The organism is Candidatus Rhodobacter oscarellae (assembly GCF_001078595.1).
Lineage (GTDB): Bacteria > Pseudomonadota > Alphaproteobacteria > Rhodobacterales > Rhodobacteraceae > Rhodobacter_B > Rhodobacter_B oscarellae.
The window spans coordinates 3884381-3897291 of the sequence record NZ_LFTY01000002.1; the positions used below are offsets into that span (position 1 = coordinate 3884381).

The following is a 12911-nucleotide window of genomic DNA, read 5'->3' on the forward strand; positions in this document are numbered from 1 at the left end:
AAGCCTTATTTGTGTGGCAGCTCAAATAAGTTGGGGATCATTCTGGGGGCGATTCGCGAATCGTCCGAATCAGAGCGGCCAGATCACCGGTATCATCAGCGACGCGATCAGCCCCACCGAGAGGTTCAGCGGCACGCCCACGCGCAGGAAATCGGTGAACTTATAACCGCCGGGCCCGTAGACCAGCATGTTCGTCTGATACCCGATGGGCGTGGCAAAGCTCGCGCTTGCCGCGACCATCACCGCGATCACCAGCGGGCGCGGGTCCAGCCCCAGCGCCGCGGCGAGCCCGATGGCGATGGGCGTGACCACCACCGCCACGGCGTTGTTGGACACCAGCTCGGTCAGCACGCTGGTCAGCAGGTAGACCGCCCAGATGATCAGCCAGGGCGGCAGCTTGGCCAGCCAGGGCGCCAGCGCCTCGGCGATCAGGGACACCGCGCCGGTGGCCTCCAGCGCCGCACCAATGGCCAGCATCGAGAAGATCAGTGCCAGCAGCCGCCCGTCGATGAAGCCGAACGCCTCCTCGGCGTCGATGCAGCGCGTGATCAGCACTGTGGCTACGGCCAAAACGGCCAGCAACAGGATCGGTGCCACCGCGAAGGCCGCCAGCCCCACGATCCCGAGAAGTGCGGCAATCGCCACCGGGGCATGGCCGCGCCGAAAGGCGCGCTCCTGTGGCTTAGAGACGTCCCCGAACCGCATGTCCTGCGCCAGGCGGGCAATGTCGGCGGGCGAGCCCTCTAGCAAGAGCGTGTCGCCGACACGCACCACCAGATCGTCAAGCTGCCGGCCGATGTTCTGATTGCGCCGATGCACCGCCAGCGGATAGACGCCATAGCGCCGCCGCAGGCGCAACTCGCCCAGAGAGCGCCCCACCAAGCGCGCACCGGGGGGCACCAGCACCTCAACGGTCTCGGTCTCCACCGCCGAGACCTGATCGATCCGGCGCAGCGACTTGTTGCGCTGCAGGCTCAGCAGCTCGGTGATCTGACTGCGTAGCACCACACGGTCGCCGACCTCCAGCGTGACGGCCTTCAGGTCGCGCCGCAGCGAGGCGTCGCCACGGATCACGTCGATCAACCGCACCCCGTCGCGCTTGAACAGCTGCACGTCCAGCACCTCGCGCCCGATGAGGTCGCTGTCGGGGGGGATCACCGCCTCGGCGAAGAACTTCATCTTCGACCGCGTGCCGCCCAAGAGGCTGGCCATGCTGTCGCGTTCGGGCAGCAGCCGCGGCGCGATCAGCCACAGGTACAGCATCCCCCAGGCGACGAGGATCAAGGCGAGCGGCGTGACCTCAAAGATCGTGAAGGGCTCTAGGCCTTGGGTGCGGGCCACGCCGTCGACCAGCAGGTTCGTGGAGGTCCCTATCAGCGTCAGCGTGCCGCCAAGGATCGCGCCATAGCTGAGCGGGATCAGCAGCTTCGAGGCCGCCACGCCCAAACGCCTGGCCAATTGCACAAAGACCGGGATCATCACCACAACCACGGGCGTGTTCGACACGATGGCCGAGGAGATCACCACGAACCCCATCAGGCTGGCCAGCGCCAAGGCGGGGCGCGTCGCCGCAGTGCGGTCCACGCCCGAGGTGAAGGCGCTCAGGGCGCCGGTGCGCACCAAAGCGCCCATGATGATGAACATCGCCGCGATGGTCCATGGCGCAGGGTTAGACAGGACGGCCAGAGCCGCGTCATACGGCAACAGCCCCAAGCCGAGCATCAAGGCGACGCCCGCGATGGCCACCACCTCGGTCGGGTAGCGCTCGCGCAGAAAGAGCACGAACATCGCCGCGACGACCGTCAGCGCCAGGACCGCTTCGCCCGTCTGTGAGAGCCCCAAGTCTATCATTTCACCACTCGTTTCATACATTTCCTATGTGAACGCTGCGGCGCATATCGGCAACCGGTTTGCCGAGAAGCCAATAATTCCCGACTGACTTGAGGTGCAAAGCTAGGCGCACGTCTTTGGCCTGGAGCGGGCATTGGCGCGCCGCCATTTTCTTGCAAGAAAATGGCGAAACTCTTCCAAGAGTTTCTACAGCGCGCCACGAAATGATCACTCTATCCCAACCTCTTATCCGCGCGCGGGACCACTTTCCTTGCAAGGAAAGTGCATATCTCTTGCAAGAGATTTGGCGCGCCCAAACGCCCGCCCCAGGCCAAAACACCCCCTACAGTTCCGCCGCCACCTTGCGCAGCTGGAACTTCTGGATCTTGCCGGTTGAGGTCTTGGGCAGCTCTTGGAACACCACGCGCTTGGGCGTCTTGAACCCGGCCAGGCGGGCGCGGGCGAAGGCGATGACCTCGGCCTCCTCGGCGCTTGCGCCCTCCTTTAGCTCGATGAAGGCGCAGGGCACCTCGCCCCATTTGTCGTCGGGCTTGGCCACCACAGCGCAGAGCGACACGGCGGGATGGTGCATCAATGCGCCCTCGACCTCGACCGAGCTCACATTCTCGCCGCCCGAGATGATGATGTCCTTGGCGCGGTCGGCGATCTGCATATAGCCGTTGGGGTGCTGCACCGCGATGTCGCCGGAGTGGAAATACCCGCCGGCGAAGTCCTTGGCCGTGGCCTCGGGGTTCTTCAGATAGCCCTTCATGACCGAGTTGCCGCGGATCATGATCTCGCCCTGGGTGGTGCCGTCCATCGGCACCTGCTGCAGGGTCTCGGGGTCCTTGACGGTGATGTGCTCCATCATCGGGTAGGCGACGCCCTGGCGGGCCTTGATTGCGGCCTGCTCATCCTCGGGCAATGCGTCCCAGTCGGCGTCCCAAACGCATTCGGTGACGTGGCCATAGGTCTCGGTCAGCCCGTAGACCTGCATCACGTTGAAGCCGAGCTTGCCGATGGCCGCCAGCGTGGCCGCGGCGGGGGGCGCCCCGGCGGTGCAGACCTCGACAATGTGGTCAAAGGCGCGCCGCTCTTCGGGCTTGGCGTTCACGATGGCGTTCAGCACGATTGGCGCGCCGCCGAAATGCGTGGCGTCCTCGTCGGCGATGGCGTTGTAGATGTTCTTGGCGGTGATGTCGCGGCAGCAGATCACCGTGCCCGCCACCAGCGGCATCATCCAGGTGTGGTTCCAGCCGTTGCAGTGGAACAGCGGCACAATGGTGAGGTATCGCGGATGCAAGGTCATCCGCCACGACACGACCGTGCCCATGGTCATCAGGTACGCACCGCGATGGTGGCAGACCACGCCCTTGGGCCGGCCGGTGGTGCCGGAGGTGTAGTTCAGCGAGATGCTCTCCCACTCATCCTCGGGCATGTGCCAGGCAAAGCCGTCATCGCCGCCCACGAGGAAGTCCTCGTATTCCACATAGCGCCCGGTGGCGGGGAAGCCCGCCTGCGGGTCGGCGACCTCGATGATCTCGGGTCCGTCGCCCTCTATCAGCGCAAGCGCGGCCTCGGCGGTGGGCAAAAAAGCGGTGTCGATAAAGGCCAGCTTGGCCTCGGCATGGCCAAAGATGTAGCCCACCGTGTCGGGCTCTAGCCGCGTGTTGATCGTGTTCAGCACAGCGCCGCAGGCGGGCACGCCGAAATGGGTCTCGGCGGCGGCGGGGATGTTGGGCAGCATGGTCGAGACGACCTCGCCGGGCTTGATGCCTTTGGCGGCCAGAGCCGAGGCCAGCCGGGTGCAGCGCGCGTGATACTCCGCATAGGTCTTGCGGTGGCTGCCATAGACCACGGCCTCGCGGTTGGGGAATACCAGCGCGGCGCGATTGAGATGGCTCAAAGGCGTCAGCGGCACGTAATTGGCCGCGCATTTCTCCAGCCCCGTCTCGTCTGCCATCCAGCCCATCTGCAATCCTCCCAAAGGCTAAAGTGCGAAGGGTTTAGCGCCGCTTGCCCCGATTGCAAAGCCGCATTATGGGCGAGGGATGACGGACACTATGACAACCCGACCATTGCTGGCCGCAGGATGCGTTGTCGCCGCGATGGCGCTGATCGGATTGGTCGACAATCTCGTGGGCATGATCGCCGCGCGCGCGGGCCTCTGGCAGTTCCATTTCCTGCGCGCGGCGATGGCGCTGGCATTCTTGGCGGTGGCCGCGCCGCTTCTCGGGTTGAGCCTGCGCCCGCGCCGCGTCTGGGCCGCGGCGCTGCGCGGCAGCTTCATCGCGATCTCCATGCTGTTCTACTTTGGCGCGCTGAGCTTCATGAGCGTGGCAGAGGCCTCGGCGGGGATGTTCACCGCGCCGATCTTTGTGATGGCGATCACGGTGCTGGTGCTGCGCCAGCGGGTGCCGATGTTGAACGTGGCGGCGGGGCTCATAGCCTTCTGCGGCGCTTTGCTTGTGCTGCAGCCAGACGTCACCGGCGGGACCCTGGCGCGGCTGATGCCGCTGGGCGGCGCGTTCTTTTACGCCTGCGGGGCGGTGGTCACGCGCAGGCTTTGCGCGCAGGAGGGCACGCTGGCGCTGCTGACCGCCTTTTTCACTGCGCTTTTGATCATCGGCGCCGTGGGCGCTGCGGGCTTGGCCATGAGCGCGACCGCTGCGGCCGATGGGGCGGATGGCTTTATGCTGCGCGCCTGGGGGCCGATGACCCCGACGCTCTGGTGGCTCATTGCGGCACAGGCCGTGGGCTCGGTGATCGGCGTGGGCCTGCTGACGCGGGCCTACCTGCTGGCCGAGGCGCCCTATGTGGCGGTGTTCGAATACGTGCTGCTGATCTTCGCCTCGGCCTGGACCTGGGTGCTGTGGGGGCAGGCTCTGAACGGGACGGCCTGGCTGGGAATAGGGCTCATCTTCGGGTCCGGATTGCTTCTGGCGCGGGCCGAGCGGCGATCCAGGCCACATATCGGCACCTAACGGACAGTTTTGGCTGTGTAACTTCTGGCGTTTTCTGCTAAGGGGCCGTCATGATTGTTTCTCGTGGCCGTCGTTACATTTTTGTGCATATTCCCAAGACCGGAGGCACCGCCCTGACGCTGGCGCTGGAGGCCCGCGCAAAACGCGACGACATCATCATCGGTGACACGCCCAAGGCGCGGCAGCGGCGCAAGCGCCTGCAGGACGTGGCAGTCAAAGGCAGATTGTGGAAGCATTCGACACTGGCCGATATCGACGGGCTGGTAACGGCGGACGAGCTGGACGACTTCTTTCTGTTCACATTGGTGCGCAACCCCTGGGACCGCATGGTCAGCTACTACCATTGGCTGCGGGACCAGAGCTTTGACCACCCGGCGGTGCATCTGGCGCAGGCGCTGGAATTCGCGGGCTTCGTGCGGCACCCGCAGACCCAGACCGCGATGCGCGCCGCGCCCTCGACGGCCTATATGCGGGACGCCCAGGGGCGGCTGCGGGGCGCGCATTATGTAAGGCTGGAGCACCTGACCGAGGACCTCGCCCCGTTGGAGGCGCATCTTGGCTTCCCGCTGAGCGACATGCCCCGCGCCAACGCCTCCGATCGCGCGCGCGACTACCGCAGCTATTATGATGACGAGCTGGCCGAGCTGGTCGCAAAGCTGTCGAAGGCCGACATCCAGCAGTTCGGGTATTGTTATTAGCGCTGCGCGGCGGCGGTTCTTGGCCTGGAGCGGGCCTTTGGCTGCGCCAAATCTCTTGCAAGAGATTTGCACTTTCCTTCCAAGGAAAGTGGCCCCGCGCGCCGGTAAGAAGTTGCGATAGAAGAATCATTTCGGGGAGCGCTGAAGAAACTCTTGGAAGAGTTTCGCGATTTTCTTGCAAGAAAATTGCGGCGCGCCAATTACCGCTCCAGACCCAACAGCGACCGGACCCTTTAGCGCCCCACCGTGGCCTCCAGCCGCGGATAGCGCATCCCCAGTGTCAACCCGCGCGCCAGGTTCAGGACCATCAACGCTGCCCAGAGCCCATGATTGCCAAAAAGTGGGATCAGTACCGCCAGAGCCACCACGTATATCGCCACGGACTGCAACATTGCGATGCGTATCTCGCGCGTCCAGGTCGCCCCAAAGAAGATACCGTCCAGCATCCAGGCAGGGGCGCTGATGATCGGCGCCAGGAAGATCCAGACCAAGAACAGGCGGGCCTCGGCCCGCACCTCCTGGGCCGTCGACATAAGGTCTATCAGGAACGGGCCGCATAACAGGAAAATGAACCCCAGAAGAACGCCCCAGCCGATCCCCCAATAAGAGCACATCAGCGCCGCCCGGCGCAGATCTCCCCGCGCCCGCGCGCCCACCGCCTTGCCCACCAGCGCTTCGGCCGCAAAGGCAACGCCGTCCAGCGCGAAGGCGGTGATCTCAAGGAATTGCAGCAGCACCTGGTTGGCGGCCAGCGTCACGTCGCCCAGGTCGGCGGCCAGGAACACGAAGGTGGTGAACGAGCCCGTCAGGATCACGTTGCGCAGCATGATATCGCCGTTCACGGACATCATGCGCCGGATGCGCACCCGGTCAAAGATGCGCCCCCAGTCGCGCCACGCGCGGCCCCGGAAGATCTCGCGGCAGAGATAAAGCCCTAGCGCGAGCCCCGTCCATTCCGCGATCAAGGTAGCCACGGCGACGCCCTCGACCCCCCAGCCGAGCCCAAGCACGAACCACAGATCCAGCGCGATGTTCAGTCCGTTCATCCAGAGCTGCAGCACCAGCACGCCGCGCGTGCGCTCCACCGCGATCAGCCAGCCGGTGATGACATAAAGCGCGATGGTGGCGGGGGCGCCCCAGATGCGGATGGACAGGTAGTCGCGCGCCAGGCCCTCGACCTCTGCCGAGGCGGGCGCCAGCCAGAACGCCCCGGCAAAGAGCGCCGATTGCGCCGCGATAAACACCGCCCCGCCGAAGCAGGCGATCATGAGCCCGCGCATGAAGAGCGCGCCGGTCTCGGCGACCTCTCCGGCGCCGCGGGCCTGCGCTACCAGCCCGGTGGTACCCATGCGCAAAAAGCCAAAGAGCCAGTAGAAGGTGGCCAGGATTACCGCGCCGATGCCCACCGCGCCGATGGGTGCCGCCAGGCCCATCTGGCCCACCACGCCGGTGTCTACCGCGCCCAGGATCGGCACCGTGGCGTTCGAGAGCACAATGGGCACGGCGATCTTGAGGATGCGAGCGTGGGTTATCTGCTCTGGCGCGGCGGCGGTGTTCATGCCCGTCGGCTGCGCTTGACGCGGCCCAAATCTCTTCCAAGAGATTTGCAAATTCCTTGGAAGAAATTTGGCCCGCCCGGCCTCACCTAAGCGCCATCCCGTGATGGCATCAGGAAATGCCCCGTCGCCTGCGCAAAGAGCCGCGCGCGGTTGTCCTGCCAGGCCTCCACATGCACGCTGGCATAGCGCCGCCCAGAACGGTTGATCCGCGCCCGCGCATAGGCGTCGCGCGGCAGGCCCGAACGCAGATAGTCCACCGTGAAGTCGATCGTCTTGGGCAGGTGGGGCAGGGTCTCGACCGTGATCTGCGCGGGGTCGACCCGCTCGGCCTCAATCTCGGCCCATAGATGCGCCCAGGCGAGCTCTATGATCGCGGTGGTCTCCAGGAACGCCGCCGTCACGCCGCCATGCAAAGCCGGCAGCATTGGGTTGCCGATCAGCTTGTCATCAAAGGACAGCACTGCTGTCAGCTCGTCGCCATGGCGCTCGAAGGCGATGCCCAGGAACTGCGCATAGGGTATGGCGCCGGTCAGCGCGCCGAGCGCTGCGTCGCGCCGCTGTTTGACGACCTGGACGGGCTCGGGGCGGGCGCGGGGGCTCATCGCTTCTGCTCCACCGTGAAGGCGCCCGTGGCGGTGGCGACCGGGCGGTCGCGGTCCTCGTCCATCGCGGTGGCGCGCACGAAGGCCACCGAGCGGGTCACGTGATAGCACTCGGCCTGCGCCGTGATCCGCTGCCCCGGCGTGGCAGGGCGCATGTAGTCGATGCGCAGATCAATCGTCGCGGTCACCATGGGCACGTCCGGGTGGCTCATCACCGCCGCGCCGCCGCAGGTGTCGAGCAGGGCCGACACCGCGCCGCCATGGATCACACCGGTCTTGGGGTCGCCGACAAACCGCGCGTCATAGGCCATCGCAAGCTCGGCCGCGCCGTCCGAGACCTCGATGACCTCCATGCCCAGCGCATTGGAATGGGGCAGGGCGTCGATGAATTGCGACGCGATTTTCTTGCGATCCGGTGCCATGAGGGCCCCCAAAGATGGCGTGACAAGCTGTATCGTTATTCGCACTTGCTTAACGGATAACAAGCGCTATCTTCCGCGATTGAGAACTACTCGCAGTCTCAGATAGGATGTGGTCCCAGGTGAAGCGCAGTACTTAGGTGACGTAATGAATATGACCGCGCCGGCAACGATGCCGGAGACCTTTGTGGCGCGCGACAAGCTGGGCCCTTTCCGCAGCAAGCGGCTGGTCGTCGCGCTAATCCTGATCGGCCTGATCTTCGCGCCCGGCGCTCTCGGCGAGGTCACCCAAGAGATGGTGGCCGACGCCTATCTGGCGGTGAGCGTGTTCGTGGCGGCCACGCTTTTGCTGTTTTACAGCGCCGAGCGGGTTTTCAACTTCGACATTGGCGAGGCGCTGAAGGGGTCGCGCGGCGCGCAGGTGCCCCTGGCGGCGCTCTTGGGCGCAACGCCGGGTTGCGGCGGCGCCGTGGTGGTGGTCGCGGCCTATTCCAGCGGTAAGGTGGGCTTTGGCGCCGTGGTGGCGACGCTGACAGCGACCATGGGCGATGCGGCGTTCCTGCTGATCGCCACGCGCCCCGACGCGGCCGTGATCGTGCTGCCGTTGAGCATCGGCGTGGGCATCCTGTCCGGCTGTATCGTGGACGCGGTCAACACCACCGAGTTTCGGGCCACAACACGGGCCACCGAACTGGTGCCCGCCATCGGCAAGACACGCCCGCAGGACATGCTGTTCCTGGGCCTGGCGCTGCCGGGGTTGGCCGTTGGCGCGGCGGGTTTGATGCAGGTCGAGATCCTGTCGATCCTGGGCGTCGACCCGCTGTGGCTTGCGATCACGGGCACCGTCTTGGGCCTGCTGATCTGGGCCACCTCGCCGCTGAAAGCGATGACATCCAACACCGACAGCCCGGTCACCCGCATGGCCGAGGAGACGAGCTTTATCGCGGTTTGGGTAATTGGGGCCTTTCTGGCCTATGAATACGCGGTGGCGTTCCTGGGGCTGGATCTGGCCGCTTGGTTCAACGCCATCGCGCCGGTGCTGCCGCTGATCGCGGTGCTGGTGGGCTTTGTGCCGGGCTGCGGGCCGCAGATCCTTGTGACCACGCTCTATATCAACGGGGTGATCCCCTTTGCGGCGCTGATCGGCAACGCGATCTCGAATGACGGGGACGCGCTGTTCCCAGCTATCGCGCTGAACCCGCGCGCGGCGATTGCGGCCACGCTCTACTCCGCGGTGCCCGCCCTGGTCGTCGCCTATGGGTTCTTCTTCCTGGCGCCAGGGTTCCTGAACTAGTCCACGTCATCAAGGCGGCGATTGAACGACCGGGCGTTCCGCTCTAAGCTCGAGGGGTAACACGCCACGACACGCCCGAGATGACTGAGCCACGCCTGACCTTTAAAGAGATGTGCAGCAAGTTCGAGGTGACCCCCCGGACCCTGCGTTATTACGAGTATATCGAGCTCTTGTCGCCCGAACGCGATGGCCGCAGCCGGTTCTATAGCGGCCGCGAGGTGGCCCGTATGACGCTGATCATGCGGGGGCGCCAATTCGGCTTCTCGCTGGAGGAGATCCGGCAATGGCTGCTGATGTACGAGGAAAAGGGCTCGCAGACGCAGTTCAAGGCCTTCATTGAGCTGGCGGACCGCCAGCTTTCCGAGCTTGAGCGGCAGCGCGCCGAGATCGGTGCCGCCATCGACGACCTAAAGGCGCTGCGCGGCGAAGTGGTCGGGTTGGTCGACTAGGGGCCGGCGGCTCTTTCCCAAAAACGGACCCTGAATCGCCCTTGGGTGGCATCCAAAGCGCATTGGATTGGCGATTCGGACGCATTGATGAGAGATCGTCCGGAGGCCCAGCGCGGCCCGTAATCAGCAGATGATCTTGCCCCGCCACCGGAAGACAGCACCTTTGAGGCCATTTTTACGCTGCGCCAAACTGGATGTGACGTCACGTTTTCTTTACGTAAGCGTAAAGCAATCTTGATTTAATCATAGGGTGTCAGCAATTGGTTGCCACCCGATCCGAAGCCATAGGAGCGCTCCGTGACCGAAGACTTGATGACGATCCGCGAGATGTGCGAGGCCTTTGAAGTCACGCCGCGCACCCTGCGTTTCTACGAGGCCAAAGAGCTGATCTCGCCATTGCGCGAGGGCCAGCGGCGCCTGTTCACCAATCGCGACCGCGCCCGGCTAAAGCTGATCCTGCGCGGCAAACGCTTTGGCTTCTCGTTGGAAGAGATCCGGCAGTTGCTGGATCTGTACTCGATCGAGGACCAGCAACAAACGCAATTGCGCGAGGTTTACAACGCTGGTGTGCACCATCTGTCAGAGATGGAGCAGCAGCGCGACGAGCTGATCGAGACCATCGCGGATTTTAAGAAACATCTCGAGTGGGGCGCCAGCGTGCTGGCCGCCGCCGAGAAAGACGAAGCTGCCGAGTAAGATTTAAACGAGGGATCGCATACCATGCCCAGCTACACCGCCCCCACCAAAGACATGCAGTTCGTGCTGCATGATGTGCTGAACATCACCGCCGCGGGCATCCCGGGCTATGACGAGCTGGAGGCGGATTTCACATCCGCGATCCTCGAGGAGGCCGGCAAGATCTCGGCCGGGGTGCTGCAGCCGCTGAACGTGGTCGGGGACACCGAGGGCTGCGTGCTGGAGAACGGCGTGGTGCGCACGCCCACCGGGTTCAAGGACGCGTTCGAGAAGGTCAAAGAGGGCGGCTGGAACGGGCTGGACATGCCCGAGGAGTTCGGCGGCCAGAACATGCCCCAAGTCATGGGCACCGCGGTGGGCGAGATGTTCAGCGCGGCCAACCAGGCATTCACCATGTATCAGGGCCTGACCCATGGCGCGGCCAGCGCTATCCTGGCGCACGGCACCGACGCGCAGAAGGCCACCTATCTGCCGAACATGGTCTCGCTGGACTGGACCGGCACCATGAACCTGACCGAGCCGCATTGCGGCACCGATCTGGGGATGATGCGCACCAAGGCCGAGCCGCAGGGTGACGGCTCCTACGCGATCACCGGGCAGAAGATCTTCATCTCCGCCGGCGAGCATGACATGGCCGACAACATCATCCACCTGGTGCTGGCCAAGATCCCCGGCGGGCCGGACGGCATCAAGGGCGTGTCGCTGTTTATCGTGCCGAAGTTCCTGGTGAACGAGGACGGCAGCCTGGGTGCGCGCAACGGCGTGGCCTGCGGCAAGATCGAAGAGAAGATGGGCATCCACGGCAACTCGACCTGCGTGATGAACTATGACGCTGCCACGGGCTGGCTCTTGGGTGAGGAGCACAAGGGCATGCGCGCGATGTTCACCATGATGAACGAGGCGCGGCTGGGCGTGGGCATGCAGGGCCTGGCCCAGGCCGAGGTCGCCTATCAGAACGCGCTGGACTACGCCAAGGACCGCCTGCAGGGCCGCGACGTCACCGGGGTGAAGAACCCCGACGGCCCGGCGGACCCGCTGATCGTGCATCCCGATATCCGCCGCTCGCTGATGGACCAGAAAAGCTTTGCCGAGGGCGCCCGCGCCTTCCTTCTGTGGGGCGCGACGATGATCGACGCCGCCCACCGCGCCAAGGACGCCGATGCGGACGGGCTGGTCTCGCTGCTGACGCCGGTGATCAAGGGCTTCTTGACCGACGAGGGCTATGACATGACCGTGCGCGCGCAGCAGGTCTATGGCGGGCACGGCTATATCGAAGAATGGGGCATGTCGCAGTACACCCGCGACGCCCGCATCGCGATGATCTACGAGGGCGCCAACGGCGTGCAGGCGCTGGACCTGGTGGGGCGCAAGCTGGCCCAGGACGGCGGCAAGCACGTGATGGCCTTCTTCGACCTGGTGAAGGGCTTCATCAAGGAGAACGCGGGCGACGAAGAATTCGACGCGCAATATTTGGAGCCACTAAAGGCCGCCTCCAAGGACCTGCAAGCGGCGGGGATGTACTTCATGCAGAACGGTATGAAGAACCCCAACAACGCGCTGGCGGGGTCCTATGACTTCATGCACCTCTTCGGGCATGTCTGCCTGGGGCTGATGTGGGCCAAGATGGGGCTTGCAGCCAAGCGTTCCCTGGCCGATGGTACGGGGGACGCTACGTTCTATGAGACAAAGCTGATGACCGGGCGCTATTACATGGCGCGGCGCCTGCCAGCGACGGCGATGCACCTGGCGCGTATTCAGTCGGGTGCCGAGCCGGTGATGGGCCTGGAGGCCGCGAATTTTTAGGGTACGTCTCAAGCGAGATGAATAATATGAGACTTCTGCTAATCATACTGGCGCTTGTGGCCAGCGCGAGCGTCACGCAGGCGCAGCGCAGCTTTACCGCTCAGGAGATCGCCAATGGCGGCGGGATAATCCATAACAGGGAAATCCGCCAGAAGGTCGTGCAGGGGCCCACGATGACGTTCCGCGATGTGGGCAAGGGCAATATTGGTTACGCGATGTGGGGCTATGTTGGCCCGAAGGGCCCTTACTTTCGACTGGTCGGCCTGCCTTACAAGAGCTTGCGCAAGGTAGATGCGGTGAGTTTCGAGGGCGTCCGAGCGAAGCCAGAGTTCACGCCGCAGAAGCGATTTGTGAACATCCAGATCGGCTTTGGGATGGATGTCTACAGGCACGGGCTTCGTAATGGGCTCACGGTGAATGTCTCCGGTGACGTGGAGAAGTCCTTTACTGTGCCAAAGGAGTATTTTCAGGGCTTTAATGCCTGGTGGAACAAGCGCTACCCCTAAAGTGTTGGGGTGACGCATACGCAACGACGGAATGGCGCGTGGGGACGCGCCTGCCGGCCCCTTACGCAAGG

The 12911-nt window shown here is 64.4% G+C and carries 12 protein-coding genes; 7 read left to right on the forward strand and 5 right to left on the reverse strand.

What is annotated here, in order from left to right; genetic code table 11:
• Window positions 1–69: 69 nt before the first annotated feature.
• Together AIOL_RS23300 and AIOL_RS23305 are read right to left on the reverse strand one after the other, a co-directional pair.
• Entirely contained in the window at window positions 70–1851 is a 1782-nt protein-coding gene (locus tag AIOL_RS23300) for an SLC13 family permease (protein ID WP_049645172.1), read from the reverse strand.
• Window positions 1852–2173: 322 nt separating this feature from the next.
• Window positions 2174–3802, reverse strand: coding sequence for an AMP-binding protein (locus AIOL_RS23305; protein ID WP_049645173.1), 1629 nt, complete (start codon window positions 3800–3802; stop codon window positions 2174–2176).
• Window positions 3803–3893: 91 nt separating this feature from the next.
• Between AIOL_RS23305 and AIOL_RS23310 the strand changes: the two genes are divergently transcribed.
• Entirely contained in the window at window positions 3894–4814 is a 921-nt protein-coding gene (locus tag AIOL_RS23310; RefSeq protein ID WP_160314558.1) for a DMT family transporter, read from the forward strand.
• Window positions 4815–4864: 50 nt separating this feature from the next.
• Window positions 4865–5512 carry a sulfotransferase family 2 domain-containing protein gene (locus tag AIOL_RS23315; protein WP_049645175.1) on the forward strand — a complete coding sequence of 216 codons (648 nt, stop codon included), beginning with the start codon at window positions 4865–4867 and terminating at the stop codon, window positions 5510–5512.
• 233 nt (window positions 5513–5745) lie between these two features.
• Here AIOL_RS23315 and AIOL_RS23320 read toward each other — a convergent pair whose 3' ends face one another.
• From AIOL_RS23320 to AIOL_RS23330, 3 genes are all read right to left on the reverse strand, one after another.
• Window positions 5746–7071: an MATE family efflux transporter gene (locus AIOL_RS23320; RefSeq protein ID WP_049645176.1), complete on the reverse strand. Its 1326-nt coding sequence runs from the start codon at window positions 7069–7071 to the stop codon at window positions 5746–5748.
• 86 nt (window positions 7072–7157) lie between these two features.
• Window positions 7158–7673 (reverse strand): PaaI family thioesterase, encoded by a 516-nt coding sequence (locus AIOL_RS23325; RefSeq protein WP_049645177.1) that lies wholly within the window; start codon window positions 7671–7673, stop codon window positions 7158–7160.
• Window positions 7670–8095: a PaaI family thioesterase gene (locus AIOL_RS23330; RefSeq protein WP_049645178.1), complete on the reverse strand. Its 426-nt coding sequence runs from the start codon at window positions 8093–8095 to the stop codon at window positions 7670–7672. The genes AIOL_RS23325 and AIOL_RS23330 overlap by 4 nt, the downstream gene beginning before the upstream one ends.
• Window positions 8096–8264: 169 nt before the next feature.
• Between AIOL_RS23330 and AIOL_RS23335 the strand changes: the two genes are divergently transcribed.
• The 5 genes from AIOL_RS23335 to AIOL_RS23355 all read left to right on the forward strand — a co-directional run bounded on the left by AIOL_RS23335 (window position 8265) and on the right by AIOL_RS23355 (window position 12840).
• Window positions 8265–9386: a putative manganese transporter gene (locus tag AIOL_RS23335; RefSeq protein WP_235439147.1), complete on the forward strand. Its 1122-nt coding sequence runs from the start codon at window positions 8265–8267 to the stop codon at window positions 9384–9386.
• 80 nt (window positions 9387–9466) lie between these two features.
• Window positions 9467–9835: a MerR family transcriptional regulator gene (locus AIOL_RS23340; RefSeq protein ID WP_049645180.1), complete on the forward strand. Its 369-nt coding sequence runs from the start codon at window positions 9467–9469 to the stop codon at window positions 9833–9835.
• A gap of 297 nt (window positions 9836–10132) precedes the next feature.
• Complete coding sequence (locus AIOL_RS23345) at window positions 10133–10531, forward strand: MerR family transcriptional regulator (RefSeq protein WP_049645181.1); 399 nt, start codon at window positions 10133–10135, stop codon at window positions 10529–10531.
• Between the two features lie 24 nt (window positions 10532–10555).
• Entirely contained in the window at window positions 10556–12334 is a 1779-nt protein-coding gene (locus AIOL_RS23350; RefSeq protein ID WP_049645182.1) for an acyl-CoA dehydrogenase C-terminal domain-containing protein, read from the forward strand.
• A 26-nt stretch (window positions 12335–12360) separates the two neighbouring features.
• The gene (locus AIOL_RS23355) at window positions 12361–12840 is read left to right on the forward strand and encodes a hypothetical protein (protein WP_152912665.1); all 480 of its coding nucleotides are present in this window, start codon (window positions 12361–12363) and stop codon (window positions 12838–12840) included.
• The last annotated feature ends 71 nt before the right edge of the window (window positions 12841–12911 follow it).